Origin of the sequence: Cupriavidus sp. a3 (genome assembly GCF_051015765.1) — a bacterium.
Taxonomy (GTDB): domain Bacteria; phylum Pseudomonadota; class Gammaproteobacteria; order Burkholderiales; family Burkholderiaceae; genus Cupriavidus; species Cupriavidus oxalaticus_A.
Genome location: NZ_CP170643.1, coordinates 1,218,010 through 1,243,789 on the forward strand (window position 1 = coordinate 1,218,010; position 25,780 = coordinate 1,243,789).

General features: G+C 65.1%; 27 protein-coding genes and 2 tRNA genes. 27 read left to right on the forward strand and 2 right to left on the reverse strand.

Annotated features, from left to right (window positions below; translation table 11 throughout):
- Window positions 1-142: 142 nt before the first annotated feature.
- From ACAD63_RS05720 to nagZ, 23 genes are all read left to right on the forward strand, one after another.
- On the forward strand, window positions 143-733 hold the full coding sequence (locus ACAD63_RS05720) for a YceD family protein (RefSeq protein ID WP_434033540.1): 591 nt from the start codon (window positions 143-145) through the stop codon (window positions 731-733).
- A 117-nt stretch (window positions 734-850) separates the two neighbouring features.
- On the forward strand, window positions 851-1,030 hold the full coding sequence (rpmF, locus tag ACAD63_RS05725) for a 50S ribosomal protein L32 (protein WP_029046300.1): 180 nt from the start codon (window positions 851-853) through the stop codon (window positions 1,028-1,030).
- A gap of 163 nt (window positions 1,031-1,193) precedes the next feature.
- Window positions 1,194-2,273: a phosphate acyltransferase PlsX gene (gene plsX / locus ACAD63_RS05730; protein WP_133095528.1), complete on the forward strand. Its 1,080-nt coding sequence runs from the start codon at window positions 1,194-1,196 to the stop codon at window positions 2,271-2,273.
- Between the two features lie 52 nt (window positions 2,274-2,325).
- On the forward strand, window positions 2,326-3,306 hold the full coding sequence (locus ACAD63_RS05735) for a beta-ketoacyl-ACP synthase III (protein WP_133095529.1): 981 nt from the start codon (window positions 2,326-2,328) through the stop codon (window positions 3,304-3,306).
- Between the two features lie 78 nt (window positions 3,307-3,384).
- Complete coding sequence (fabD, locus tag ACAD63_RS05740) at window positions 3,385-4,314, forward strand: ACP S-malonyltransferase (protein WP_133095530.1); 930 nt, start codon at window positions 3,385-3,387, stop codon at window positions 4,312-4,314.
- A gap of 61 nt (window positions 4,315-4,375) precedes the next feature.
- Window positions 4,376-5,125: a 3-oxoacyl-ACP reductase FabG gene (gene fabG / locus ACAD63_RS05745; RefSeq protein WP_133095531.1), complete on the forward strand. Its 750-nt coding sequence runs from the start codon at window positions 4,376-4,378 to the stop codon at window positions 5,123-5,125.
- 182 nt (window positions 5,126-5,307) lie between these two features.
- Window positions 5,308-5,547: an acyl carrier protein gene (gene acpP / locus ACAD63_RS05750; RefSeq protein WP_008644813.1), complete on the forward strand. Its 240-nt coding sequence runs from the start codon at window positions 5,308-5,310 to the stop codon at window positions 5,545-5,547.
- Window positions 5,548-5,737: 190 nt separating this feature from the next.
- Entirely contained in the window at window positions 5,738-6,970 is a 1,233-nt protein-coding gene (gene fabF, locus ACAD63_RS05755; RefSeq protein WP_063238294.1) for a beta-ketoacyl-ACP synthase II, read from the forward strand.
- A 52-nt stretch (window positions 6,971-7,022) separates the two neighbouring features.
- Window positions 7,023-7,493: a hypothetical protein gene (locus ACAD63_RS05760; protein ID WP_240745886.1), complete on the forward strand. Its 471-nt coding sequence runs from the start codon at window positions 7,023-7,025 to the stop codon at window positions 7,491-7,493.
- Between the two features lie 111 nt (window positions 7,494-7,604).
- Entirely contained in the window at window positions 7,605-8,204 is a 600-nt protein-coding gene (rpoE, locus tag ACAD63_RS05765) for an RNA polymerase sigma factor RpoE (RefSeq protein WP_012353313.1), read from the forward strand.
- Window positions 8,205-8,338: 134 nt separating this feature from the next.
- Window positions 8,339-8,962 (forward strand): sigma-E factor negative regulatory protein, encoded by a 624-nt coding sequence (locus tag ACAD63_RS05770; RefSeq protein WP_133095532.1) that lies wholly within the window; start codon window positions 8,339-8,341, stop codon window positions 8,960-8,962.
- Between the two features lie 8 nt (window positions 8,963-8,970).
- The gene (locus ACAD63_RS05775) at window positions 8,971-10,050 is read left to right on the forward strand and encodes a MucB/RseB C-terminal domain-containing protein (protein WP_133095533.1); all 1,080 of its coding nucleotides are present in this window, start codon (window positions 8,971-8,973) and stop codon (window positions 10,048-10,050) included.
- A gap of 130 nt (window positions 10,051-10,180) precedes the next feature.
- On the forward strand, window positions 10,181-11,671 hold the full coding sequence (locus ACAD63_RS05780) for a DegQ family serine endoprotease (protein ID WP_133095534.1): 1,491 nt from the start codon (window positions 10,181-10,183) through the stop codon (window positions 11,669-11,671).
- 19 nt (window positions 11,672-11,690) lie between these two features.
- Window positions 11,691-11,981 (forward strand): glutaredoxin family protein, encoded by a 291-nt coding sequence (locus ACAD63_RS05785; protein WP_434033541.1) that lies wholly within the window; start codon window positions 11,691-11,693, stop codon window positions 11,979-11,981.
- Between the two features lie 210 nt (window positions 11,982-12,191).
- Window positions 12,192-13,985: a translation elongation factor 4 gene (lepA, locus tag ACAD63_RS05790; protein ID WP_135705564.1), complete on the forward strand. Its 1,794-nt coding sequence runs from the start codon at window positions 12,192-12,194 to the stop codon at window positions 13,983-13,985.
- A gap of 89 nt (window positions 13,986-14,074) precedes the next feature.
- The gene (lepB, locus tag ACAD63_RS05795) at window positions 14,075-14,974 is read left to right on the forward strand and encodes a signal peptidase I (protein ID WP_029046313.1); all 900 of its coding nucleotides are present in this window, start codon (window positions 14,075-14,077) and stop codon (window positions 14,972-14,974) included.
- 50 nt (window positions 14,975-15,024) lie between these two features.
- On the forward strand, window positions 15,025-15,438 hold the full coding sequence (locus ACAD63_RS05800) for a DUF4845 domain-containing protein (protein ID WP_135705563.1): 414 nt from the start codon (window positions 15,025-15,027) through the stop codon (window positions 15,436-15,438).
- A gap of 1 nt (window position 15,439) precedes the next feature.
- A complete protein-coding gene (gene rnc / locus ACAD63_RS05805; RefSeq protein WP_133095538.1) occupies window positions 15,440-16,210 on the forward strand; it encodes a ribonuclease III in 771 nt (256 codons plus the stop codon).
- Window positions 16,207-17,142, forward strand: a complete 936-nt coding sequence (gene era / locus ACAD63_RS05810; RefSeq protein ID WP_133095539.1) for a GTPase Era — start codon at window positions 16,207-16,209, stop codon at window positions 17,140-17,142. Before rnc ends, era begins: the two co-directional genes overlap by 4 nt.
- Window positions 17,143-17,171: 29 nt before the next feature.
- Window positions 17,172-18,071: a DNA repair protein RecO gene (recO, locus tag ACAD63_RS05815; protein WP_133095540.1), complete on the forward strand. Its 900-nt coding sequence runs from the start codon at window positions 17,172-17,174 to the stop codon at window positions 18,069-18,071.
- 34 nt (window positions 18,072-18,105) lie between these two features.
- The gene (gene pdxJ, locus ACAD63_RS05820) at window positions 18,106-18,888 is read left to right on the forward strand and encodes a pyridoxine 5'-phosphate synthase (protein ID WP_434033542.1); all 783 of its coding nucleotides are present in this window, start codon (window positions 18,106-18,108) and stop codon (window positions 18,886-18,888) included.
- Window positions 18,885-19,307 (forward strand): holo-ACP synthase, encoded by a 423-nt coding sequence (acpS, locus tag ACAD63_RS05825; protein WP_133095542.1) that lies wholly within the window; start codon window positions 18,885-18,887, stop codon window positions 19,305-19,307. Before pdxJ ends, acpS begins: the two co-directional genes overlap by 4 nt.
- 14 nt (window positions 19,308-19,321) lie before the next feature.
- Complete coding sequence (nagZ, locus tag ACAD63_RS05830) at window positions 19,322-20,371, forward strand: beta-N-acetylhexosaminidase (RefSeq protein ID WP_434033543.1); 1,050 nt, start codon at window positions 19,322-19,324, stop codon at window positions 20,369-20,371.
- Window positions 20,372-20,459: 88 nt separating this feature from the next.
- Here the strand turns inward: nagZ and efp are convergent, their stop codons facing one another.
- On the reverse strand, window positions 20,460-21,020 hold the full coding sequence (gene efp / locus ACAD63_RS05835; RefSeq protein ID WP_133095544.1) for an elongation factor P: 561 nt from the start codon (window positions 21,018-21,020) through the stop codon (window positions 20,460-20,462).
- 222 nt (window positions 21,021-21,242) lie between these two features.
- Complete coding sequence (earP, locus tag ACAD63_RS05840) at window positions 21,243-22,412, reverse strand: elongation factor P maturation arginine rhamnosyltransferase EarP (protein WP_434033544.1); 1,170 nt, start codon at window positions 22,410-22,412, stop codon at window positions 21,243-21,245.
- Between the two features lie 112 nt (window positions 22,413-22,524).
- Between earP and uvrC the strand changes: the two genes are divergently transcribed.
- From uvrC to ACAD63_RS05860, 4 genes are all read left to right on the forward strand, one after another.
- Complete coding sequence (gene uvrC / locus ACAD63_RS05845) at window positions 22,525-24,600, forward strand: excinuclease ABC subunit UvrC (protein ID WP_434033545.1); 2,076 nt, start codon at window positions 22,525-22,527, stop codon at window positions 24,598-24,600.
- Window positions 24,601-24,708: 108 nt separating this feature from the next.
- Window positions 24,709-25,308, forward strand: a complete 600-nt coding sequence (gene pgsA, locus ACAD63_RS05850) for a CDP-diacylglycerol--glycerol-3-phosphate 3-phosphatidyltransferase (protein WP_133095547.1) — start codon at window positions 24,709-24,711, stop codon at window positions 25,306-25,308.
- Window positions 25,309-25,480: 172 nt separating this feature from the next.
- Window positions 25,481-25,556: transfer RNA gene (locus ACAD63_RS05855), tRNA-Gly, on the forward strand.
- 61 nt (window positions 25,557-25,617) lie between these two features.
- Window positions 25,618-25,693 (forward strand) — tRNA-Gly (locus tag ACAD63_RS05860).
- Window positions 25,694-25,780: the final 87 nt, after the last annotated feature.

The window sequence follows — 25,780 nt, forward strand, 5'->3', positions numbered from 1 at the left end:
ACCTCCACAAGGTTTACGTCGTATAATCGTGCGTTTTGCCGCATCCGCACTTGGGCGCTGTGCCGCCAATGTGCGCGGCCGCTGTCAGCGCAGGCGTGGGATGTGGCGAGCCAGTCATTGCAATACGACGGGAGCCACGCACATGACCCAGCCAATTGACCTGCGCGCGCTCGATCTCTTCGCGTTCTGCCGCAAGAGCGAAAGCCTGAGCGGCGACGTGGCGGTGCGGGATTTGCCGCGCATCTTAGCCGAGACTGCCGCGCAAGCGCCAGCCGCGGCTCCCGAAGAGACGTTTGCCTATACGGCCACCGGCTTCGTTCGCGAAGAGGCGGCCGAGCCGGGCGCCCCGGTGGTGCGGCGGCTGTTTCTCGATGTGACCGTCAAAGGCCGGATGTGGCTGGATTGCCAGCGCTGCCTGACGCCTTATGCCGAGCCGGTCGATACGGCTACGCGCTTCGAGGTGGTGGAGAGCGAAGAGGCGGCCGATGCCGCGCCGATGGACGACGACGATGTCGACGTGATCGCCGGCTCCAAGCGTTTTTCGCTGCTGGAACTGATTGAAGATGAAGTGCTGCTGGCGCTGCCGGTGGCCCCCAAGCATGACGCCTGCCCGTCGGTGCACGAAAGCCTCGTGACCGGCACGGACGGCGAGGCCCAGCCCGAAGCTGAGCCAGAGGAAGAAAAGCGGCCGTCGCCCTTTGCGGCGCTGGCCGGCCTGAAGAACAAGCACTGAGGCCAACCGGGCCGAGGGCGTGTTCCGCAGGTGGTAGTTGAAGCATCCGGCCGGGCCCCGGCTACGCCTTGGGCGGGATGCGTGTGTTAATATTGAAAAATTCTCGAAGGAGTCATCATGGCTGTTCAACAGAACAAGAAGTCGCCGTCCAAGCGCGGCATGCATCGTTCGCACGACCACCTGACGGTCGCCCCGCTGGCCGTCGAGCCGACCACCGGCGAAACCCACCTGCGTCACCACGTCAGCCCGAACGGCTACTACCGTGGCCGCAAGGTCATCAAGACCAAGAACGACTGATAGCTTCGTGGCGTGACATTGCGTCTCGCTCGCGCATGCCTGTAAGTCGGACACAAGACGGTCAGACACAAAAAAGCGGCAAGATCGTTGCCGCTTTTTTGTTGGGCGCTCGGGACAACCGCCGGGCGTGGTGTGCGCTGCCGCGCTATCCGTACCAGGAACAATGACGATCAAAATCGCTATCGACTGCATGGGCGGCGACCACGGCGTGTCCGTGACCGTGCCCGCGGCGATCAGTTTTCTATCCCGCTACGACGATGCCGAAATGGTGCTGGTGGGCCTGCCGGACGCCATCCGGGCGCAGCTGAAAAAGCTGCATGCGCTGGATCATCCGCGTGTGAGCATCGTCGAGGCCACCGAAGTCATCACCATGGATGACCCGGTCGAGGTGGCGCTGCGCAAGAAGAAGGATTCTTCGATGCGCGTGGCCGTCACCCAGGTCAAGGAAGGCCACGCCGGTGCCTGCATCTCCGCCGGCAATACCGGCGCGCTGATGGCGGTGTCGCGCTATGTGCTGAAAACGCTCGAGGGCATCGAGCGGCCGGCCATTGCCACCACCATCCCGAACCAGGAAGGCTGGGGCACCACCGTGCTGGACCTCGGCGCCAACGCGGACTGCGAGCCCGAACACCTGCTGCAGTTCGCCCGCATGGCCGAGGCCATGGTCGCCGTGGTGGACCACAAGGACCGCCCGACCGTCGGCCTGCTGAACATCGGCGAGGAAGTCATCAAGGGCAACGAGGTGGTCAAGCGCGCCGGCGAACTGCTGCGTGCTTCCGAGCTCAATTTCTACGGCAACGTGGAAGGCAACGACATCTTCAAGGGAACGACGGATATCGTCGTTTGCGACGGCTTTGTCGGCAATGTGGCGCTCAAGAGCACCGAGGGCCTCGCCAAGATGATCGGCGGCATGATCAAGGAAGAATTCACCCGCTCGTGGTTCACCAAGCTGCTCGCGGCGGTGGCCATGCCGGTGCTGTCGCGGCTCGCCAAGCGGCTTGACCCGGCGCGCTACAATGGTGCGTCGCTGCTGGGCCTGCGCGGCCTGGTGATCAAGAGCCACGGTTCGGCCGATGCCCATTCTTTTGAGTGGGCAATCAAACGCGGGTATGATGCCGCCAAGAATGGCGTGATTCCCCGTATCGCACGGGCTTTCGCCGATAAGTCCAGCGCCGCTGGCGTGGCGCTGGCCGCCCCGGAGACAGACGCGCCCAGCGCGCATCCCAGTACCCACCCCGCTTGAGCGCCTTGCGCACCAGCCGGCGGGAACTGCGGTCCATACGATCCGACACTACATGACCAAGTACGCAAAAATCATCGGTACCGGGAGCTACTTGCCCCCGCGGCGCGTGACCAACCATGATCTGGCGGCGCAGCTTGCCGAAAAGGGCATCGAGACCAGCGACGAGTGGATCGTCTCGCGCAGCGGCATCTCGGCGCGCCACTGGGCCGAGCCCGACGTGACCAGCAGCGACCTGGCGGTCAAGGCCGCCGAGCGGGCCATCGAGGCCGCCGGCATCGACCGGCAGAGCATCGACCTGATCATCGTCGCCACGTCTACGCCGGACTTCGTCTTCCCCAGCGCCGCCTGCATGGTGCAGGAGAAGCTGGGCATCACTAACCACTGCGCGGCATTCGACCTGCAGGCGGTGTGCTCGGGCTTCGTCTATGCGCTGGCCACGGCCGACAAGTTCATCCGCAGCGGCTCGCACCGCAACGTGCTGGTGATCGGTACTGAAGTGTTCTCGCGCATTCTGGATTTCAACGACCGTACCACCTGCGTGCTGTTCGGCGACGGCGCCGGCGCAGTGGTGCTGACCGCTTCTGAAGAGCCTGGCATCCTGTCGAGCGCCATGCACGCGGACGGCAGCCACGTCGACATCCTGTGCGTGCCCGGCAATGTCTCGGGCGGCAATATCACCGGCAACGCCTTCCTGCAGATGGATGGCCAGGCTGTGTTCAAGCTTGCCGTGAACGTGCTCGACAAGGTCGCGCGCGAAGCCATGGAACTGGCAGCCATGCAGCCAGAGCAAATCGACTGGCTGATTCCGCACCAGGCCAATATCCGCATCATGCAGGGCACGGCCAAGAAGCTGGGCCTGCCCGCCGAGCGCATGGTCGCCACCGTGCACGAGCACGGCAATACTTCGGCCGCGTCGATCCCGCTGGCGCTCGACGTCGCCGTGCGCGACGGCCGCATCCGCCCGGGCCAGACCGTGCTGATGGAAGGCGTCGGCGGCGGCTTCACCTGGGGCGCGGTGCTGCTGCGCATGTAATTCGCAGCCGGTGCCCGGTGCGCGCCAATGCCGCGCGCCGCCGCGCCGGCTTCCCGTTCCATAAAGGGTTCCAATCCGATGAAATTCGCTTTCGTATTTCCCGGCCAGGGTTCACAGTCGGTCGGCATGCTCAATGCCTTTGCGGATAACGCCGTCGTGCGCGCCACCGTGGAAGAAGCCTCGGCCGCGCTGGGCCAGGATCTCGGCCGCCTGATCGCCGATGGCCCCGCTGAAGAACTGAACCTGACCACCAATACTCAGCCGGTGATGCTGACCGCCGCCGTGGCGGTCTACCGCGCGTGGCTGGACGCCGGCGGCCCGGCTCCGGCCCTGGTGGCCGGCCACAGCCTGGGCGAGTACTCGGCGCTGGTGGCCGCGGGCGTGATCCCGTTTGCCGACGCGGTGCCGCTGGTGCGTTTCCGCGCGCAGGCCATGCAGGAAGCCGTGCCGGTGGGCGAGGGCGGCATGGCCGCAATCCTGGGCCTGTCCGATGACGACGTCCGCGCCGCGTGCGCCGAAGCGGCTGCCGCCGGCGTGGTCGAAGCCGTCAACTTCAACGCCCCGTCGCAGGTCGTGATCGCCGGCCACAAGGGCGCGGTCGAGAAGGCATGCGAGATCGCCAAGGCCAAGGGCGCCAAGCGCGCGCTGCCGCTGCCGGTGTCGGCGCCGTTCCATTCGTCGCTGCTCAAGCCCGCTTCGGACCGCCTGCGCGAGCGGATGGCCGGGCTGGCGTTCGCGTCGCCGTCGATCCCGCTGGTGAACAACGTTGACGTTGCGATCGTCAATGATCCGGAAGCGATCAAGGACGCGCTGGTGCGCCAGGCCGCGGCGCCGGTGCGCTGGGTCGAGTGCGTGCAGAAGATGGCTGCCGAGGGCGTCACCCATGTGATCGAATGCGGCCCGGGCAAGGTGCTGGCCGGCATGACCAAGCGCATCGACGGCAACCTGACCGGCGGCGCGATCTTCGATCCGGCCTCGCTGCAGGACACGCTGGCCCTGCTGAAGTAAGCGCAGCGAAGTCAGCCCAGGTAGTCAGTCCAGGACAAAAGAGCACGAAAGGACATTCTGCATGACCAAACTTCTCGATAACCAGGTTGCGCTGGTCACCGGCGCCTCGCGCGGCATCGGCCGCGCCATCGCGCTGGAACTTGCCCGCCAGGGCGCCACCGTGATCGGCACCGCCACCAGCGAGTCCGGCGCCGCCGGCATCACCGAATACCTCGGCGCAGAAGGCCTGAAGGGCAAGGGCGCGGTGCTGAACGTCAATGACGCGGCCGCTTGCGATGCCCTGATCGACGAGATCGTGAAGACCCACGGCGGCATCGGCGTGCTGGTCAACAATGCCGGTATCACGCAGGACCAGCTGGCGATGCGGATGAAGGACGAGGACTGGGTCGCGGTCATCCAGACCAACCTGACCTCGGTTTTCCGACTGTCGCGCGCGGTGCTGCGCCCGATGATGAAGGCGCGCCAGGGCCGTATCATCAATATCACTTCGGTGGTCGGCTCGGTCGGCAACCCCGGCCAGATGAACTACTCGGCCGCCAAGGCCGGCGTGGCCGGCATGACCCGCTCGCTGGCCGCCGAGATCGGCAGCCGCAACGTGACCGTCAACTGCGTCGCGCCGGGCTTCATTGATACCGACATGACCAAGGCGCTGTCCGAAGAGCAGCATGCTTCGCTCAAGCAGCAGATTCCGCTGGGCCGCCTGGGGCAGCCCGAGGATATCGCCAACGCGGTGGCCTTCCTGGCCGGTCCGCAAGCCGCCTACATCACCGGCACCACGCTGCATGTGAATGGCGGGATGTACATGAATTAATCGGCTTTTTGGGTGGCGCTTTTCCGGCGAGAAGCCGGAAGAAGCCGCCTGAAGCCGTAGTGAAGTCGTAGTTTTCCGAACCAAACGGGCGCGATTCTTGCAAAGCTTGGCAGGCGGCATTTCTGTCGTCCCAAACCTGCTAAAATGCGCCCACTTTTTGTCGAACTTCCCTGGAGGGTTACATGGACAATATCGAACAACGCGTCAAGAAAATCGTGGCAGAACAGCTTGGCGTGGCCGAGGCAGACATCAAGAACGAATCCTCGTTCGTGAACGACCTCGGTGCGGACTCGCTGGACACGGTTGAACTCGTGATGGCGTTGGAAGATGAATTCGGCATGGAAATTCCCGATGAGGAAGCCGAAAAGATCACGACCGTGCAACAGGCTATCGACTACGCCACCGCGCACGTCAAGGCCTGAGCCCGTCGTATCTGAATTCCGAGCCACAGAAGGCAGGTGGGCGGGCCGTCGCGGCCTTGCCTTGCTGTTTTCTGTGGCTTTCGTCTGTTCGAAGACGCAGAATGGAATGCGCCTGTACGCCGCGCCCGTGGCCCGGCGGCAGGCTGATCCGTCGTTCCGTTGCCTCTTCACGCACCCGTAGGAAAACATAGTGAGCCGTCGTCGCGTCGTCGTCACTGGGCTTGGCCTTGTGTCTCCGGTCGGAAACACGGTTGCCGAAGGCTGGGCCAACCTGGTAGCCGGCAAGTCCGGCATCGCCACCATCACCAAATTCGATCACTCCGCGCTTTCCGTGCATTTCGCCGGTGAAGTGAAGGGCTTCAATGCTGAGGATTACATCCCGGCCAAGGAAGCCCGCAATATGGATACCTTTATCCATTACGGCATCGCCGCGGGTACGCAGGCCCTGAAGGACAGCGGCCTGGAAGTGACCGAAGCCAACGCCGAGCGTATCGGCGTACTGGTCGGCTCGGGCATCGGCGGCCTGCCGATGATCGAAGAGACCAAGGCGGTGCTGACCGAGCGCGGTCCGCGCCGCATTTCGCCGTTCTTCGTGCCGGGCTCGATCATCAACATGATCGCTGGCCACCTGTCGATCATCCACGGCATCAAGGGCCCGAACCTGGCTGCCGTGACCGCGTGCACGACCGGCCTGCACAGCATCGGCCTGGCCGCGCGCCTGATCCAGGCCGGCGACGCCGACGCCATGCTGGCAGGCGGCGCCGAGTCGACGGTGTCGCCGCTGGGTATCGGCGGCTTCGCCGCGGCCCGCGCGCTGTCGACCCGCAACGACGATCCGGCCGCAGCCTCGCGCCCGTGGGACAAGGACCGCGACGGCTTCGTGCTGGGCGAGGGCGCCGGCGTGATGATGCTGGAAGAGTACGAGTCGGCCAAGGCGCGCGGCGCGCGCATCTATGCCGAGCTGATCGGCTTCGGCATGAGCGGCGATGCGTTCCACATGACCGCGCCGAACATGGACGGCCCGCGCCGCTGCATGGTCAACGCGCTGAAGGACGCAGGCATCAACGCGGACCAGGTGCATTACCTGAACGCGCATGGCACCTCGACGCCGCTCGGCGACAAAAACGAATCCGATGCTATCAAGGCAGCGTTCGGCGACCAGGCCTACAAGATGGTGGTGAACTCGACCAAGTCAATGACCGGCCACCTGCTGGGCGGCGCCGGCGGCCTGGAATCGGTCTTCACCGTGCTGGCCGTGCACAACCAGGTGTCGCCGCCGACGATCAACATCGACAACCAGGATCCGGAATGCGACCTGGACTACGTGGCCAACACGGCGCGCGAGATGAAGATCGACGTTGCGGTGAAGAACAACTTCGGTTTCGGCGGTACCAACGGCACGCTTGTCTTCCGCCGCGTCTGATCCGTGGTTGAGGCGGGCCCTTCGCGGGCTGCGCCAGGACAGGGTCCACCCGTTGCGGTGGGCCCTGTTCGTGTTCTGCGCCGGTGAAGCGGCTGCGGTGGGGCTGCTCGTGTCCGCGCTGGCCGACACCGTTGCCGCCAGCCCGGCCGGCATGCTGTGGTGGCATGGCGCGCTGGCTCCGCTGCCCTTCGCCACCGGCGTGGTGATTGTGCGCAGCTGGCGCCGATGGACGTGTGCCTTGCGCTGGCGCTGCACGGCGCTGCTGCCGGCACCCGACGGCAGAGGGCCGCTGCGAGTCCGTATTGAAGCATCCGCCAGCCGCCACGAAGTAGTGGTGAGCGGATTCTGGCAGGCGGGCGGCGTCGCTGTCTTGCGCCTGGCCTCCCGCGCGCCTGGCTTGCCGGGTGCCGTCTTCCTCCCCTGGCAAGCCGCGTCGCCGGAACTCTCGCGGCGGTTGCAGCGCGCTGCCAGAGTTGCACTCCAGGTGCAACCCGATGCGGCCACGAGGGAACGAAATTGTTAATTCACGGTCACAGGATGCGCGTTGCTCGACGGGGCGGGCGGAGAATCGTAGGTAAAATACAACGTTTGTCGTGACGACCAAACCAAGAGATACACTGCAGGTGAGCCATACGTGAGCGAACGCGAAGCCGATCAGCTCCTAGTTGAACGCGTCCAGCAGGGCGACAAGCGGGCCTTTGAACTTCTGGTGACCAAATACCATCGGAAGATCATTCGCCTGATCTCGCGCCTGGTGAGGGACCCCGCCGAAGTCGAGGATGTGGCGCAGGATGCCTTTATCAAGGCATATCGCGCCTTGCCCCAGTTTCGCGGGGAGTCCGCCTTCTACACGTGGCTGTACCGGATCGCCGTCAATACGGCCAAGAACTACCTGGCTACCCAGGGCCGCCGCCCGGAAGCGTCGAGCGACATCGATGCGGAAGAGGCTGAAACTTTTGCGGACGGTGAGCAACTAAGGGATATCAATACGCCGGAGTCGATGCTCCATACGCGCCAGGTTGCCGAGACGGTGAACCGCGCGATGGAAGCACTGCCGGAGGAATTGCGGACCGCCATTACGCTGCGCGAGATCGAGGGCCTCAGCTATGAGGAAATCGCGGAGGCGATGGGATGTCCGATCGGCACGGTGCGCTCGCGGATCTTCCGTGCGCGCGAGGCGATTGCCGAAAGATTGCGTCCGCTGCTGGGAACGGCAGAGGGCAAGCGGTGGTAGTGGTTCCGGTGGTGGTAGTAGTTCGGTAGCAAAGAACGATGTCGTGCGGCCAGCGTTGCAGCCTATTCCTGCATCGATAAGCGACAGCAGTAGACGGGATTATCGGTGTTCAATGGAATGTCTTGGGGTGGGAAATGGGTCAGGCTCATAAGCAGTCGGTTCATGTAGTGGAAGCAGCGGAGCAGATCTCCGTTCTGATGGATGGCGAACTCGCGCCGCACGAAGTCGATGCCGTGCTTGATCTCGCGAAAGGCGATGCCGGCATGGTGGACTGGAGCACATACCAGTTGATCGGCGATGCGCTACGCTCGGAAGACCTGACGCATGCTGGCTCCACCGCCGATTTCCTCTCTCGCTTCTCCGCGCGCCTGGAGGCCGAGCCGCATGTGCTGGTGCCGGCCGTGGCGCAAGCCAGCGCCCGCCACCGCCTGCTGTTCAGGCCGTCGTGGGTGCGCCGCGCCTTGCCGGGTACCGCGATCGCGGCCGCCGTCGCAGCGGTCAGCTGGGTGGTGGTGCCGCAGATGCGCGGACCCACCGGCCTGGCCACGCCCCAAGCCGTGGTGGCGCGCGCGGAACCGTCCGCAGCCGCGCCGGCCGCCGGCATCGTCACCGTGGCCGAAACCCAGATGATTCGCGACCCGCGACTCGACGAATACCTGCGTGCCCATCGCACGTCGGTGGCAACGGATGCATTCGTGCCGACCATGCGCACGGTTGCCAACGGCGCCAGCTTCTCTCAGGAAAATACGCAGGAATAATGCCGGACATGCATAAAGGACGGTCGTCCGCCTATGTAGCGGGCGCACAGAGAATTGGGGCCCTGCGTAGGTCCCTTTTTCTGGCCTTGTGTCTGACTGCTGCAGCGGCAACCGCGCAGCCGTCGGACAGTACGCTGAACCGACGCGACGCCACCGCCTGGCTCAACAAGATCCACAAAGCCGCGCAACGCGAGAACTATGTCGGCACGCTGATCTACCAGCGCGGCAGCGTCATGCATGCGTCGCGCATCCAGCATTACAGCGACCTGGTCAACAACGAGTACGAGCGCCTGGAAACGCTGGACGGCAAGCCGCGCGAGGTGCTGCGCCAGAATGACGTGGTGCACAGCCTGATTCCGGAAGCCAAGCTCGTGGTGGTGGAGAAGCAGGAAGCCAAGGACCGCTTCCCGGCGCTGCTTGCCACCAACAAGAACGATGTGCTCGAGCTCTACGACATGCGCAGGATGCCCGCGGAGCGGGTGGCCGGCATGGATTGCGAGGTGTTCGCGCTGGAGCCGCACGATGCCGCTCGCTATGCGGTGCGCCTGTGGGCCGAAAAGAATTCCGGCTTGCTGATGCGTGCGCAGACCGTTGGCGATGGCGGCAAGGTGCTGGAGCAGGTGGCGTTCTCGCAAGTCCAGATCGGGGTGCCGTCTGAAAAGCAGCGCATCCTTGCTGCCATCAAGAGTGCCAGCAACTGGAACCACTACGAGGTGAATTACCAGCCGACCAACATTGCAGACGAAGGCTGGACGATCGCCGTGCCGCTGAAGGGTTTCCAGAAAATCCGCGAGGTGCGGCGGCCGCTGGGCGAGCTGCGGGCCTCGGCGCCCGGCAACAGCCGCGGCCAGGTCTTCGAAGTCCTGCAGGTGGTCTACAGTGACGGGCTGACCGGCCTGTCGGTGTTCATCGAGCCGGTTTCCGAGCAGCGCGTGCGCCGCGAAGGCGTGGCCGCGCTCGGCGCAACCCAGGTCGTGGTGCGCCGCATTGCCGATTACTGGATTACCGTCGTCGGCGAAGTGCCGGCGAGCACCGTACGCCAGTTTGCGACGGCCGTAGAGTACCGGCAGCCCAAGGCGGTACACTGAGCCTGACGCGGGTGCAGCCGGCGCCTCGGAATGCCCATTCTGGGTGCCGGCCCATGAATCCTGCGCATGGGGTCCCAGCCACGGGATCGTATCGGTTTTTTCTTCTTTCGCTGAATCCCGGGAGTTGTCGATGACTTTCAGATCTCCAGCCCTGGCGCGTGCCGTGGTCATGGCTGCCATGTTGGTGCTCGGCCCGACCGTGGCCGAAGTCAGCCACGCCCAGGCTGCCGCCAACAGCTACAACCTGCCTGATTTCACCGACCTGGTGGAAAAGGCCAGCCCCGCGGTGGTCAATATCCGCACCACCGAGCGCGTGCGCCAACGCGGCGGCGCCCCCGGTGACGATGAAATGGCCGAGTTCTTCCGGCGCTTCTTTGGCGTGCCCATGCCGGGCGCGCCGGCCCCGGGCACGCCGCCTCGCCGCGGGCAGCCGCAGCCGCCGCAGCAGGAAGAGCAGAGCCGCGGCGTAGGCTCGGGCTTCATCATCAGCGCCGATGGTTATGTGATGACCAACGCGCATGTGGTGGCGGACGCCGAGACCATTTACGTGACGCTGCCGGACAAGCGCGAGTTCAAGGCCAAGCTGATCGGCTCGGACAAGCGTACCGACGTGGCGCTGCTGAAGGTCGATGCCAACAACCTGCCGCGCCTGCCGCTGGGCGACTCGGAGAAAGTCCGCGCCGGCGAGTGGGTGCTGGCCATCGGCTCGCCGTTCGGGCTGGATAACAGCGTGACTGCCGGCATCGTTTCGGCCAAGGGGCGCGATACCGGCGACTATGTGCCGTTTATCCAGACCGACGTGGCGGTCAACCCCGGCAACTCGGGCGGCCCGCTGATTAACCTGCGCGGCGAAGTGATCGGCATCAACTCGCAGATCTACAGCCGCAGCGGCGGCTACATGGGCATTTCCTTCGCGATCCCGATCGACGAGGCGATGCGCGTGTCGGAGCAGCTCAAGACCGCTGGCCGCGTGACCCGCGGCCGGATCGCGGTGGCGATCGGCGACGTCACCAAGGAAGTGGCCGATTCGCTGGGACTGGGCCGTGCGCGCGGCGCACTGGTCGGCAGCGTCGAGCCGGGCGGCCCCGCCGAGAAGGCCGGCATCGAGGCCGGCGACATCATCCTGAAGTTCAACGGCCGCGATATCGAGCGCGCTTCGGACCTGCCGCGCATGGTCGGCGATACCAAGCCGGGCGCGCGCGTGCCGCTGCAGTTGTGGCGCAAGGGCGCGACCCGGGAGGTCACCATCACTGTCGCCGAGCTGGAGCCGGACGGCAAGGCGCGCGCCAGCCGCAGCGCGGCGCCCAAGGAAGACAGCGCACAGACCAGCAAGCCGAACGCGCTGGGGCTGGTGGTCACCGACCTGCCCGACACGCGCCTGAAGGAGCTCAAGCTCAAGTCGGGCGTCGAGGTAGAGCTGGCCGACGGTCCTGCGCTGCGCGCCGGCATTCGTCCGGGCGACATCATCCTGCGCCTGGGCGACACCGACGTGACCAACGCGCGTCAGTTCAACGAGCTGGTGCGCGGGCTGGACAAGAGCCGGATCGCTGCGGTGTTCGTGCGGCGCGGCGACGCCACCCAGGTGTTGACGCTGCGCCCGGGTGCCACCGCCAACCGCTGATCGGCTACCCGTCGATGGCATGCCCGTTCTGACGATCTACGGCCGGGCATACTGCCATCTGTGCGACGACATGAAGGTCGCGCTGGAGTCGCTCCGGCGCGATTTTTCTTTCGTGCTCCATGAGGTGGATGTCGACAGCGACGCCGGCCTGGAAGACCGCTTCGGCGAACTGGTCCCGGTCTTGATGCCAGGGCCACCGGAGGCGCTCGACAGCGGTGCCGCGCAGCTTTGTCACTATTTCCTCGATGATGGCGCGGTGCGGGTGCGGGTGTGGCTTGCGGCACACGGCGGCGCCCGCGCCAGCCGCTGACTGCGCCTGGCACGCTTACAGCGTGGCCATTTCGCGACCCGGAAGCCTTTGAAAATCCGGTAAAATTGCGGATTGGCGCAAAAATTGCGCCCCTGACCTTTGCGGCACGCCCGCGCACGCCTGCCGGCGCGCGGCGCTGGGCCATTTTCGAACTGCGACGAACCGTTGTTGCCGCCCGGGCCCTATTGCCGGCGCTCCCCTGAACACTAGATGGACCATATCCGTAATTTCTCGATCATTGCCCACATCGACCATGGGAAGTCCACCCTGGCCGACCGGATCATTCAGCTCTGTGGAGGGCTGTCGGATCGGGAGATGGAAGCGCAGGTCCTCGACTCGATGGATATCGAGAAAGAGCGCGGCATCACCATCAAGGCGCAGACCGCCGCGCTGTCTTACAAGGCGCGCGACGGCAAGGTCTACAACCTGAACCTGATTGATACCCCGGGGCACGTCGACTTCAGCTATGAAGTCAGCCGCTCGCTGTCCGCCTGCGAAGGCGCGCTGCTGGTGGTCGACGCCTCGCAGGGCGTCGAGGCGCAGACCGTGGCCAACTGCTACACCGCGATCGAGCTGGGCGTGGAAGTGGTGCCCGTGCTGAACAAGATCGACCTGCCGCAGGCCGACCCCGAGAACGCGATCCAGGAGATCGAGGACGTCATCGGCATCGACGCGCAGGATGCCACGCCGTGCTCGGCCAAGACAGGCCAGGGCGTGCAGGACGTGATCGAAGCCCTGATCGCCAAGGTGCCGCCGCCCAAGGGCGATACTGACGCACCGCTGCAGGCGCTGATCATCGATTCCTGGTTCGACAACTATGTCGGCGTGGTAATGCTGGTGCGCGTGGTCAACGGCACGCTGCGCACCAAGGACAAGGTCCTGCTGATGGCCACCGGCGCGCAGCACCTGGTCGAGCAGGTGGGCGTGTTCACGCCCAAGTCGATCCAGCGCGATTCGCTGACTGCAGGCCAGGTGGGCTTTGTCATCGCCGGCATCAAGGAACTGAAGGCCGCCAAGGTGGGCGACACCATCACCACGGTGCAGCGCAAGGCCGAGGCGCCGCTGCCGGGTTTCAAGGAAGTCAAGCCGCAGGTGTTTGCCGGCCTGTATCCGGTTGAAGCCAACCAGTATGAAGCGCTGCGCGAGTCCCTGGAAAAGCTCCGGCTGAATGACGCCTCGCTGATGTTCGAGCCGGAAGTGTCGCAGGCACTGGGCTTCGGCTTCCGCTGCGGCTTCCTGGGCCTCCTGCACATGGAAATCGTGCAGGAACGCCTGGAGCGCGAGTTCGACATGGACCTGATCACGACCGCGCCGACGGTGGTGTACCAGGTCGAGATGCGCGACGGCACCATGATCACGGTTGAAAATCCGGCGAAGATGCCGGACCCGAGCAAGATCGAGGCGATCCTGGAACCGATCGTCACGGTCAACCTGTACATGCCGCAGGAATATGTCGGCTCGGTGATCACGCTGTGCACGCAGAAGCGCGGCACGCAGATCAACATGAGCTACCACGGCAAGCAGGTGCAGCTGACCTACGAAATCCCGATGGCGGAAATCGTGATGGACTTTTTCGACCGCCTGAAGTCGGTTTCGCGCGGCTATGCGTCGATGGACTACGAGTTCAAGGAATATCGCCCGTCGGATGTGGTCAAGGTCGATATCCTGATCAACAGCGACAAGGTCGATGCGCTGTCGGTGATCGTGCACCGCTCCAACTCGCAATACCGCGGCCGCGAAGTAGCAGCCAAGATGCGCGAGATCATTCCGCGCCAGATGTACGACGTGGCGATCCAGGCGGCGATCGGCTCGAATATCATCGCGCGCGAGAACGTCAAGGCGCTGCGCAAGAACGTGCTGGCCAAGTGCTACGGCGGCGATATCAGCCGCAAGAAGAAGCTGCTGGAAAAGCAGAAGGCCGGCAAGAAGCGCATGAAGCAGGTGGGTACGGTCGAGATCCCGCAGGAGGCCTTCCTGGCCATCCTGCAGGTGGACGACAAGTAAGGCACCGGCAGCACGATGCCACGCGCAGCGGTTCGCCGTGCGCGTAACAGAACAGGCTGTACCAGGATTTCCAAGAACCAGAAGCCGTCATGAATTTTGCACTGATCCTTTTTGTGCTGGTGGTGATTACGGGTGTTGCGTGGGTCGCGGACAAGCTCGTGTTCGAGCGGCAGCGCCGCGCCTCGGCGCGGCTGGCGCTGGCCGAATTCGATTCCCGCCAGGCGGCGCTGCAAGGCGGCTTTGGCGCGACCGATGCCGACGCCACGCGCAAGCGCCTGGCCGAAGAAAAGCTGCGCCAGCCGTGGTGGCTGGAATACTCGGCCAGCTTCTTCCCGGTGATCCTGGCGGTGTTCGTGCTGCGCTCGTTCGTGGTCGAGCCGTTCAAGATCCCGTCGGGCTCGATGATCCCGACGCTGCTGATCGGCGACTTCATCCTGGTCAACAAGTATGAATACGGCATCCGCCTGCCGGTGGTGAACAAGAAAATCATGGACATGCGCGAGCCCCAGCGCGGCGACGTGATGGTGTTCCGCTACCCGAAGGACCAGTCGCTCGATTACATCAAGCGCGTCATCGGCGTGCCGGGCGACACGGTGCAGTATTTCAACAAGCGGCTGACCATCAATGGCAAGCCGGCCGAATACACGGTGCTGCCGGATTTCCTGGACGAAGAGCGCCTGGCGTACTCCAAGCATTTCCGCGAAAAACTGCCCGGCAGCGTCGACCATGGCATCCTTAACGATGCCGACCGGCCGGCGTTCGTGGCGGGCGCCGACCCGGATTTCCCTTACCGGGAAAACTGCACTTACAATCAGCAGGGTGTGACGTGCAAGGTACCTGCAGGTCACTATTTCGTGATGGGCGACAACCGGGACAACAGCCTCGACTCCCGCTACTGGGGATTCGTGCCGGACGAGAATATCGTCGGCAAGGCTTTTGTCATCTGGATGAACCTGGGCAATTTCGGACGCGTGGGCTCCTTTAAATAAGCCAATCCGCGCGGCGCAAGAACACTCAACACAACAGAGGGCAAGCGCAAATGGGTCAGACCGGGAAGGTTAAGGGGAAAGAACAAGGCCGGAAGTACGGGCAGGCCGGGCCACGGCGCCGCGGGCAGGGCGGTTTTTCCGTCTGGACGCTGCTGGTGGTCGTGGTCTTCGTGATTGGCGTGGCCTTGCCGGCCGTACGCTCGATCCCGAGCCTGGTGGAGTATTTTTCAGTCAAGCGCGCCGCCAGCTTCGCGAAGCAGCGCGCAGTCAACAAACGTGAAGTCGTCGAGTATTTCGACAAACAGGCAGCCATCGACCGGATTGCCGCAGTCAAGGGCGAAGACCTGCTGGTCCGCGAGGACGATAACGGCAACATCCGCTCGGTCGATTTTTCGTACCGGACCGAAGTGCCCGTCTACGGACCCCTGAGTCTTCTGATCACCTATTCGGGAACGCAGCACTGATATGAACCTCGACGCCTTGCAGCAACGACTCGGCTACCGATTCAGCAAGCCAGAATTGCTGCAGCAGGCGCTGACGCACCGCAGCCACAGCGCCCAGCACAACGAACGCCTCGAGTTTCTGGGCGATTCGGTGCTCAACTGCGCGGTGGCGGACATGCTCTATGGCATGTTCGGCAAGCTCGACGAAGGCGACCTGTCGCGCGTGCGGGCCAACCTGGTCAAGCAGCAGGCCCTGTATGAGATCGCCCAGATGCTGCAGCTGTCCGAGACGCTGCGCCTGGGCGAGGGCGAGTTGAAGAGCGGCGGTTTCCGCCGTCCGTCGATTCTCGCCGACGCGCTCGAAGCCATTGTTGGCGCGGTCTTCCTCGATACCGGCTTCGAGGCCGCGCGCGCGCTGATCCGCAAGCTCTATATCCCGATCCTGGAGCAGGTGGACCCGCGTACGCTCGGCAAGGACGCCAAGACCCTGCTGCAGGAATACCTGCAGGGCCACAAGATCGCGCTGCCGCAATATAACGTAATCGCCACCCACGGGGCCGCGCACAGCCAGCAGTTTGAAGTCGAGTGCACGGTGCCTAAACTGGAAGTCCGGGTGTTCGGCACCGGTGCCTCGCGGCGCGCCGCCGAGCAGGCCGCCGCCAAGCTGGCGCTGGACGAAGTCCAGAAGCTGGTACCGCAGCTGCTCAAGCGCAGCCGCGCCGAGCGCACCGGCAAGACCCGCAAGCAACCCCAGCCGCAGGACCCGCAGCTGTCTCTCAGGTTGAAGGAATGACCGAATCTAACCATCCGCAGCAAGACGCGGCGGATACCCCGGCCGCGGCGTTCCGCTGCGGCACCGTGGCCATCGTCGGCCGCCCCAACGTGGGCAAGTCCACGCTGATGAACGCGCTGGTCGGCCAGAAGATCAGCATCACCTCGCGCAAGGCGCAGACCACGCGGCACCGCATCGTCGGCATCCAGACCACGGATGACGCGCAGTATGTGTTCGTCGATACGCCCGGATTCCAGACCCGCCACGCCAGCGCGCTGAACCGTTCGCTGAACCGCGCGGTCACGTCGACGCTGTCGTCGGTGGACCTGATCCTGTTCGTGGTCGAGGCCGGCTATTACGGCGCCGACGACGAGAAGGTGCTGTCGCTGCTGCCGAAGAACACGCCGGTGCTGCTGGTGACCAACAAGCTCGACCGCATCGGCGAGAACCGCTCGGAAGTGATGATGCCCTTCCTGGAAAAGATGGGGCAGCTGTTCCCGTTCCGCGAAGTGGTGCCGATGTCGGCCAAGACCCGCGACCATATCGCGCGGCTGTTCGACATCATCCGGCCCTACCTGCCGGAAGGCGAGCCGATGTATGACGCCGATGCGATGACCGATCGCAGCGAGCGCTTCCTCGCCTCGGAAATCATCCGCGAGAAGGTGTTCCGCTGGACCGGCGACGAGCTGCCGTACACCAGCACCGTGGTCATCGACAAGTTCGAGACCGAGGGCCGGCTGCGCCGCGTCTTTGCCACGATCCTGGTCGAGCGCGACGCGCACAAGGCCATGATCATCGGCAACAAGGGCAGCAAGCTCAAGCAGATCTCCACCGAGGCGCGCCTCGACATGGAGAAGTTGTTCGACGGCAAGGTCTACCTTGAAATGTGGATCAAGGTGAAGAGCGGCTGGGCCGACAACGAAGCCGGACTGCGGGCCTACGGCTACGAGTGAGCGCACTGCGAGCGAAAGGCGAGCGACCCTTGAGCAAGACGGCTGACATCGCGCGCGCGCCGGCGCCCCGCGCCCGCCGCGCCGATCCGGTGGTGGACGAGGCGGCCGAACTGCTCGACAGCAAGGCGCTGCCCGGCATGGCTGGTGTTGGCGATGTGGCGGCGGCACGCGCCATGATGGACCGCGCCATGCGCATCGTGCCGGCACGGCCCGAATCGCGCGTCGCCGACCAGCCGGGCTTTGTGCTGCATGCCTGGCCGTATCGCGAGACCAGCCTGATCCTTGATGTCTTCACGCGCGACCATGGCCGCATCTCGATGGTGGCCAAGGGCGCCAAGCGCCCGCATTCGGCGTTGCGCGCGGTGCTGCAGCATTTCCATCCGGTGTCGGTGTCGTGGAGCGGCCGCGGCGAGGTCAAGACGCTGACCAAGGCCGAATGGGTCGGCGGCATGCCGCCGCTGGCTGGCGATGCGCTGCTGTCCGCGTTCTATCTCAACGAACTGGTGATGCGCTTCTGCCCGCGCGAAGATGCCTACCCCGTGCTGTTCCGCCATTACCTGGCCACGCTCACGCGGCTGGCGCATGGCGAGCCCGCCGGGCTGGTGCTGCGCAGCTTCGAGCGTGTGCTGCTGCAGGACACCGGCTTCGCCGTGGCCTTCGACCAGTGCCTGAGCACCGGCGAGCGCGTGCAGCCGGGGCTCGACTATGTCTACCAGCCCGAGCGCGGCGTGCGCCGCGCCCAGCCGAGCGACCCTTCGTCCTGGCCGGTGGTGTCGGGCCAGACGCTGCTCGACATGGCGCAGGACGATTACAGCCGCGCGCAGACCGCGGCGCAAAGCCGGGCGCTGATGCGCTTCCTGCTGCATTATTATCTGCAAGGCGAACCGCTGAAAACGCGCCAGATACTGATCGACCTGCAGTATCTGTGACCGAATCATTCCAATCCGAATCTCTCCTGCTCGCATGATCTTCCACGCAAATCCGGGCGTCATCGACCTTGGCGTCAATATCGACCACGTCGCCACGCTGCGCAACGCGCGCGGCACCGTGTATCCCGACCCCATCCAGGCTGCGCTGCAGGCCGAGGAAGCCGGCGCGGACCTGATCACGCTGCACCTGCGCGAAGACCGCCGCCATATCCGCGACGCCGACGTGCGCGCGCTGCGCCCGCAACTGGCCACGCGCATGAACCTCGAATGCGCGATTACGCAGGAGATGCTCGATATCGCTTGCGAGATCCGCCCGCAGGACGTGTGCCTGGTGCCCGAGCGCCGCGAAGAGGTGACCACCGAAGGCGGCCTCGATGTGGCCGGGCGCTTCGAGCAGGTCAAGGCCGCCTGCGCGCAGCTGGCCGGCGCCGGCATCCGCGTGTCGCTGTTCATCGATGCCGATCCCGACCAGATCGCCGCCGCGGCCGCGTGCGGCGCGCCGGTGATCGAGCTGCATACCGGCGCCTATGCCGATGCGCAGTCGCCCGACCAGCAGGCGGCGGAATTCCGCCGCATCGCCGAGGGTGTCGACGCAGGCCTGAAGCATGGGCTGGTGGTCAACGCCGGACACGGCCTGCACTACACCAATGTCCAGCCCATCGCGGCGCTGCCCGGCATCAAGGAGCTGAACATCGGCCATGCCATCGTCGCGCATGCGGTGTTCGTCGGCTGGCAGAACGCGGTGCGCGAGATGAAGGCCATTATGGTGGCCGCGCGCCTGGGCACGCGCTATCCCATCGCGGGCGCGCCGGCGTGATCTACGGCGTCGGCACCGACATCATCCAGATCGCCCGCGTGCAGGGCGTGATGGAACGCACCCACGGCCGCTTCGCGGAAAAGGTGCTGGGACCCAACGAGCTGGCCAAGTACCACGCGCGCAAGGCGCGTTCCGAGAAGCGCGGGCTCGCCTTCCTGTCCACGCGTTTTGCCGCCAAGGAAGCCTTTTCCAAGGCCATCGGCCTGGGCATGCGCTGGCCGATGACGTGGCGCGCGATGGAACTGATGAACCTCCCTTCGGGCGAGCCTGCGCCGGTATGCCACGGCGAGCTGGCGGCATGGCTTGCGGAACGCGGCCTCACTGTGCGGGTCAGTGTCAGTGACGAACATGACTATGCGGTCGCCTTCGCCATTGCCGAGCGCACCGGCGGGGCGGCTCCCCAAACCAAAGCCTTGTGAATCCAACCACTTCCATGTCCAAGAAGAACTCCGGCAAGCGGCCGGGCCCGGTGGTCCTCGACGTCGTCGGCAAGCAGCTCGATACCGACGATGCGCGCCGCATCGCGCATCCGCTGACCGGCGGCGTGATCCTGTTCGCGCGCAACTTCGAATCGCGCTCGCAGTTGCAGGCGCTGACGTGCGCGATCCGCGCGGTGCGCGACGACGTGCTGATCTGCATCGACCATGAAGGCGGCCGCGTGCAGCGCTGCAAGACCGATGGCTTTACCCATCTGCCGGCGATGCATCGGCTGGGCGAGCTGTGGGACCGCGATGTGCTGGCGGCCACGCGCGCCGCGGTGGCATGCGGCTATGTGCTGGCGGCCGAGCTGCGCGCCTGCGACATCGATTTCAGCTTCACGCCGGTGCTGGACCTCGACTACGGGCGCAGTGCCGTGATCGGCGACCGCGCCTTTCATGCCGACCCGCGCGTGGTGACGATGCTGTCCGGCCACCTCAACCACGGCCTGCTGCTGGCCGGCATGAGCAACTGCGGCAAGCACTTCCCCGGCCACGGCTATGTCGAAGCCGACTCGCACGTGGCGATCCCGGTCGACGAACGTACGCTGGACGAGATCCTCGGACAGGACGCGCGCCCGTATGAATGGCTGGGCCTGGGCCTGTCGTCGGTGATGCCGGCGCACGTGATCTATCCCAAGGTCGACCCGAATCCGGCCGGCTTCTCGCGCTACTGGCTGCAGGACGTGCTGCGCGCGCAACTGGGCTTCGAAGGCGTGATTTTCAGCGACGACCTCAGCATGGAGGGCGCCAGCGTGGCCGGCAACGTGACCGAGGCCGCGCGCGCCGCGCTGGCGGCAGGCTGCGACATGGTGCTGATCTGCAACCACCCGGATCGCGCCGACCAGTTGCTGACCGAACTCGACACAGGCATCGACAAGGCCTCGCAGCGCCGCGTCCGCAAGCTGTTCCCGCGCCGCAAGCCGATGGACTGGAACAAGCTGCAGGGCGAAGGCGAATACCGCGCTGCGCTGCGCACGCTGCGCGAGTACGAGCTGATCGCCTGATCCGCGGGCGTACAAAAACAGAAAAGGCAGCCGAGGCTGCCTTTTTCCTTGCCGGTCCCGCTGTGCGAGCCGGGACCTTGCGCGCGCCTTAGTTGGCGCGGCTGCGGTATTCGCCGGTACGGGTGTCGATTTCGATCTTGTCGCCGATGTTGCAGAACAGCGGGACTTGCAGTTCGAAACCGGTGTTGATCTTGGCGCCCTTGAGCACCTTGCCCGACGAGGTGTCGCCCTTGACGGCCGGCTCGGTGTAGACGATTTCGCGGACCAGCGTGGTCGGCATTTCGACCGAGATGGCCTTGTCGTTGTAGAACACGACTTCGACGTTCATGCCGTCTTCGAGGTAGTTCAGCGAGTCACCCATGCTGTCCTGCTCGACTTCGTACTGGTTGTAGTCGGCGTCCATGAACACGTACATCGGGTCGGCGAAGTACGAGTAGGTGCACTCGCGGCGCTCCAGCACCACGACTTCGAACTTGTCGTCGGCCTTGAACACCGACTCGCCCGGGGCGTCGGTCAGCAGGTTCTTGTACTTCATCTTGACCACGGCTGCGTTGCGGCCCGACTTGTTGTACTCGGCCTTCTGCACGACCATCGGATCGCCGCCGATCATGAACACGTTACCGACGCGGAGTTCCTGTGCGATTTTCATCTGAACTGTTTTCCTGAATAAGAAAGTAGGAATCTGGAATGGCGAAGGCGCGCTGCCGGCATTACCGCTGCGGTCGGGCAAATGCTCCACCGAAAGCCGCCGAAGCCGGTATCCACGCGCTCGCGACCCCGTGCTCAGCTTGCATTCAGGTCTTCAGCCCCCGCGTTCGACGCATGGGAGAGGACCCGGTTCTCCGGCCCGGTCGCCATTTGAATCAACCGGTTATTTTACCTGATTTTCGCAAAACGCCACCAGGTTGGCGGCAAGATCTCCGGGATGCTGCAAGCGCCGCTCCCAGCGCGGCGCGGTTGCGGCAAGTGCCTCCAGATGCGCTCGCAGGCGTGGCCAGTCGACGGGAACGCCATAGCCGTTCCACGCGTGCCAGAAATCGGTTAATGCAGCGGCGGCGTCGGGTGCCACCCCGCTTTGGCGGAACAGGTCGAGCCAGGCATCGAGCTTGACCTCGTGTGCCGCATCGTCCTGCGGGTAGATATGCCAGACCAGTGGCCGCGCTGCCCACTGCGCGCGGACGAAAGAGTCCTCGCCCCGCACGAAGTTCAGGTCGCAGGCCCACAGCAGTTCGTCGAAGTGCTCCTGGCGTACGAATGGGATCAGCTGCACGCACAGCCTGCCACGTTCCACCGGGTCGCCGATCCGCAGCGGCGCGCCCAGCCATTCGGCGACCTGGTCCGCAGCCAGGCCGGCGGGCACCAGGCAATGGACCGTCTCGGCGCCTTCGCGCCATTGCTCCAGCAGCGCGGGCAGGGCCGGGTTGCGGTAGGCAAACAGGCTCACCCGCAGCGCGTCGGGCCGGGGCGTCACGCTCAGCCGATGCCACAAGGCAGCCTGGGCGGCTGTTCCGCCAAGGAAGGCGGCGCGCTGCGCGCCCAGCATCGATTCCCGCAACAGGCCGCCGGTGCCGGGCTCGAAGCCGGGGAAGAAGAAGTGCTTTACCAGCGGCAGCCGCGGATGGGGCGAGGGCATCGCATGATGCTCCCGCACCCACTGTTCGGCGCTCATGTATTCCAGGTTGATCCAGGCGGGCTTGGGGTCGCGCGCGGCCATGCGGGCCAGGAAGGCTTGCGGCACTTCGCAGGCGAAGGCTTCGATGACGGCATCGTGTGGCGCCACCCCGGCGGTGTCATCCACGTCGCTATCATCACCCGGGCCTGCCGGCCGCCACGGACGAATTTCCACGCCCGCCAGGCGCTGCACGGTGGCGCCGGTATCGAGTTCAGGCGCCAGCCGCGCGAAGCTCGCCAGGTCATCGACCCATAGCCGCACCGCGTGCCCGTGCTCCTGCGCGAGCTGGCGGGCCAGCCGCCAGCCGACGCCGATGTCGCCGAAATTGTCGATCACGGTGCAGAAGATGTCCCAGGAGCGGATAGGCATGGCGGGTAAAGGCGCGCGCGGGCGGGACGCGCGCTGAATTGCTCTAAACTTGCGATTTTAGAGGCCGCGTCACTTTGTTGCGCGCGAGCCGTGTAGCGGTCACCGTCCCCCAATGTCCGACCAGCAATCCGATTCACCGAAACCCGAGGCCGATGTGGCGGCCGAAACGCCGGCCGACGTTCCGGCTGACGTGCAGCCCGAGATCGCCGCCGAAGCTCCGGGCGCTCCGGGCGAATTGCCGCCGGAGCCCTTCGACCCCAAGCCGGTCATCTCGCGCCTGCCGGGCCTGCCCGGCGTGTACCGCTATTTCGATGCCGCCGGCAATGTGCTGTATGTCGGCAAGGCGCGCGACCTGAAGAGGCGGGTCTCGAGCTATTTCACCAAGACCCAGCTGTCGCCGCGCATCGCGATGATGGTCGCGCGCATCGCCCGTATCGAGACCACGGTGGTGCGCACCGAGGCCGAGGCGTTGCTGCTCGAGAACAACCTGATCAAGGCGCTGGCGCCGCGCTACAACATCCTGTTCCGCGACGACAAGTCGTACCCGTTCCTGAAGCTGACCGGGCACCGCTTCCCGCGCATGGCGTACTACCGCGGCGCCACCGACCGCAAGCACCAGTACTTCGGCCCGTTCCCGAGCGCCTATGCGGTGCGCGAGAGCATGCAGATCCTGCAGAAGGTGTTCCAGCTGCGCACTTGCGAGGACACCGTCTTCAACAACCGCACCCGGCCTTGCCTGCTGCACCAGATCCATCGCTGCACGGGCCCGTGCGTCAACGCCATCAGCGAAGAGGACTACGCGCGTGACGTGGCCAACGCGGCGCGCTTCCTGCAGGGCCGCCAGACCGAAGTGCTGGAAGGCCTGCAGGGCAAGATGGAGCAGCATGCCGAGCGGCTCGAGTTCGAGCAGGCCGCCGCGGTGCGGGACCAGATCGCGGCGCTGTCGACCGTGCTCAAGCGCCAGGCGGTGGAGGAAGTGGGCGGGCAGGCGCGCGATATCGACGTGCTGGCCGTGGCGGTGGAAGGCGGGCGCGCCTGCGTCAACCTGGCCATGGTGCGCGGCGGGCGGCATCTCGGCGACAAGGCCTATTTCCCGGCCCATGCCGACGAGGCCGCGATGATCGTCGAGGATGCCGACCAGCGCGACACGCTGGACGAAGCCGGCGCCGCCGAGGCTGCACTACCGCTCACCGTCGAGCGCATCGCCGCCCGGGTGTTGTCCGCCTTCATGGTGCAGCACTACCTGGAGCAATCCGCACCCCCCATCATCGTCGTCAGCCATATGCCGGACGACGGCGCGGTGTTGGAGGCGCTGTCGCTGCACGCCGGCCGCAAGGTGACGCTGGTGCGCCAGCCGCAGGGCCAGCGCAAGGTGTGGCTGGAGATGGCGCAGCAGGGCGCGGCGCTGGCGCTGTCGCGCCGGCTGGCCGAGCAGGGCAGCCAGGAGGGGCGTACGCGCGCGCTGGCGGAAACCATCGGCCTGGACCTGGAAGACCTGGCGCTGCTGCGGGTGGAGTGCTTCGATATCAGCCATACCGCCGGCGAGGCGACGCAGGCGTCGTGCGTGGTGTACCACCACCATGACATGCAGAACAGCGAATACCGCCGATACAACATCCAGGACATCATCCCCGGCGACGACTATGCCGCCATGCGCCAGGTGCTTACGCGCCGCTACCAGAAGCTGGTCGAGCAGATGCAGGAAGACGGCGGCGGGCAGGCCGGCGGTGAGTCCGCCGCGCTGCTGCCGCAGATCGTGCTGATCGACGGCGGCAAGGGCCAGGTCGAGGTGGCGCGCCAGGTATTCGAGGAGCTGGGGCTGGATATCGGCTTGCTGGTCGGCGTGGCCAAGGGCGAAGGGCGCAAGGTCGGCCTGGAGACGCTGGTGTTCGCCGACGGCCGGCCGTCGCTGGAGCTGGGGCAGGGCAGCGCGGCGCTGATGCTGGTGGCGCAGATCCGCGACGAGGCCCACCGCTTCGCCATTACCGGCATGCGCGCGCGCCGGGCCAAGGCGCGCACGACCTCGCGGCTGGAAGAGATCGAAGGCGTGGGCGCACGCCGGCGGCAGAAGCTGCTGACCCGTTTCGGCGGCCTGCGCGGCGTGATGGCCGCCAGTATCGACGAGCTGGCCAGCGTCGAGGGCATCTCGCGCGGGCTGGCCGAGGAGATCTACCGGCAGCTGCATTGACCCGCGGCAGTTGCTGGCGCGGGCAGGAAAATGACCAATGATGGTCGATTGGTCCCGAAATCGGCGACAATCGCGGGATTGGTCACGTTCCCCCGCCGCCCGAGTTCCATGCCTTTCAATATTCCGATCCTGCTGACCTGGCTTCGTGTCGCCATGATTCCCCTGGTGGTGGGCGTGTTCTACCTGCCCGACGCATGGCTTCCCATGCACACCAAGAACCTGACGGCGGCGGCGTTCTTTATCATCGCCGCGGTGACGGACTGGCTCGACGGCTTCCTGGCGCGGCGCTGGAACCAGACCTCGTCGTTCGGCGCATTCCTGGACCCGGTCGCCGACAAGCTGATGGTGACGGCTGCGCTGCTGTCGCTGCTGGCGCTGGATCGGGTCACCGACCTGATCGCGCTGGTCATCATCGGCCGCGAGATCACGATCTCGGCGCTGCGCGAGTGGATGGCGCAGATCGGCGCGTCCAAGAGCGTGGCAGTGAACTTCCTCGGCAAGCTGAAGACCACAGTGCAGATGATCGCGATCCCGCTGCTGCTGTTCAGCGGTCAGCTGTTCGGCTTCGACGCCTATGTGCTGGGCACGTGGATGATCTACCTGGCCGCGGTGCTGACGCTGTGGTCGATGATCTATTACATGAAGCTAGCCTGGCCGCAGATCCGGGAGCGCAGCAGTGTCGTGGCGGGTGCCGGCGCCCGGAAGTGAAAAGAAATTCCAAAAAGGTGTTGACGCAGAGAAGAGCTTTTTGCATAATTTCATTCTCGTTGCTGACGACGCAAACGAAAGCAGCGAGATAAGGCGGGTTTGGCGCAAGATGTTGTGTGATAGTGCTAAATTGCGAAATAAAATGCCTTAAAAGTTTTTGAAGCAGTACCCTGCGGGAGTAGCTCAGTTGGTAGAGCGCAACCTTGCCAAGGTTGAGGTCGCGAGTTCGAGACTCGTCTCCCGCTCCAGGTTATCGAAGGGTTCGGCAACGTGCATGGCACTGGCCGGGCCGGCAGCAAAAAGTTGTACGCGGGAGTAGCTCAGTTGGTAGAGCGCAACCTTGCCAAGGTTGAGGTCGCGAGTTCGAGACTCGTCTCCCGCTCCAATCCCCAAAGGGAAGCAACGCTTCCCTTTTTGTTTGGGTTGAATTGCCGTGGCAGGCCAGCCGGCAGCATCGGCTGAATGCGGCTAC

Excerpts from the sequence above, each read along its gene's own strand:
- fabD (WP_133095530.1), top strand. The coding sequence starts at position 3,385 with ATGAAATTCGCTTTCGTATTTCCCGGCCAGGGTTCACAGTCGGTCGGC.
- ACAD63_RS05785 (WP_434033541.1), top strand. The coding sequence starts at position 11,691 with ATGCCCGTTCTGACGATCTACGGCCGGGCATACTGCCATCTGTGCGAC.
- acpP (WP_008644813.1), top strand. The coding sequence starts at position 5,308 with ATGGACAATATCGAACAACGCGTCAAGAAAATCGTGGCAGAACAGCTT.
- ACAD63_RS05770 (WP_133095532.1), top strand. The coding sequence starts at position 8,339 with ATGGGTCAGGCTCATAAGCAGTCGGTTCATGTAGTGGAAGCAGCGGAG.
- fabG (WP_133095531.1), top strand. The coding sequence starts at position 4,376 with ATGACCAAACTTCTCGATAACCAGGTTGCGCTGGTCACCGGCGCCTCG.
- lepB (WP_029046313.1), top strand. The coding sequence starts at position 14,075 with ATGAATTTTGCACTGATCCTTTTTGTGCTGGTGGTGATTACGGGTGTT.
- rpmF (WP_029046300.1), top strand. The coding sequence starts at position 851 with ATGGCTGTTCAACAGAACAAGAAGTCGCCGTCCAAGCGCGGCATGCAT.
- lepA (WP_135705564.1), top strand. The coding sequence starts at position 12,192 with ATGGACCATATCCGTAATTTCTCGATCATTGCCCACATCGACCATGGG.
- ACAD63_RS05800 (WP_135705563.1), top strand. The coding sequence starts at position 15,025 with ATGGGTCAGACCGGGAAGGTTAAGGGGAAAGAACAAGGCCGGAAGTAC.
- earP (WP_434033544.1), bottom strand. The coding sequence starts at position 22,412 with ATGCCTATCCGCTCCTGGGACATCTTCTGCACCGTGATCGACAATTTC.
- ACAD63_RS05720 (WP_434033540.1), top strand. The coding sequence starts at position 143 with ATGACCCAGCCAATTGACCTGCGCGCGCTCGATCTCTTCGCGTTCTGC.
- rnc (WP_133095538.1), top strand. The coding sequence starts at position 15,440 with ATGAACCTCGACGCCTTGCAGCAACGACTCGGCTACCGATTCAGCAAG.
- ACAD63_RS05735 (WP_133095529.1), top strand. The coding sequence starts at position 2,326 with ATGACCAAGTACGCAAAAATCATCGGTACCGGGAGCTACTTGCCCCCG.
- nagZ (WP_434033543.1), top strand. The coding sequence starts at position 19,322 with ATGTCCAAGAAGAACTCCGGCAAGCGGCCGGGCCCGGTGGTCCTCGAC.
- plsX (WP_133095528.1), top strand. The coding sequence starts at position 1,194 with ATGACGATCAAAATCGCTATCGACTGCATGGGCGGCGACCACGGCGTG.
- ACAD63_RS05780 (WP_133095534.1), top strand. The coding sequence starts at position 10,181 with ATGACTTTCAGATCTCCAGCCCTGGCGCGTGCCGTGGTCATGGCTGCC.
- era (WP_133095539.1), top strand. The coding sequence starts at position 16,207 with ATGACCGAATCTAACCATCCGCAGCAAGACGCGGCGGATACCCCGGCC.
- efp (WP_133095544.1), bottom strand. The coding sequence starts at position 21,020 with ATGAAAATCGCACAGGAACTCCGCGTCGGTAACGTGTTCATGATCGGC.
- pgsA (WP_133095547.1), top strand. The coding sequence starts at position 24,709 with ATGCCTTTCAATATTCCGATCCTGCTGACCTGGCTTCGTGTCGCCATG.
- pdxJ (WP_434033542.1), top strand. The coding sequence starts at position 18,106 with ATGATCTTCCACGCAAATCCGGGCGTCATCGACCTTGGCGTCAATATC.
- ACAD63_RS05775 (WP_133095533.1), top strand. The coding sequence starts at position 8,971 with ATGCATAAAGGACGGTCGTCCGCCTATGTAGCGGGCGCACAGAGAATT.
- uvrC (WP_434033545.1), top strand. The coding sequence starts at position 22,525 with ATGTCCGACCAGCAATCCGATTCACCGAAACCCGAGGCCGATGTGGCG.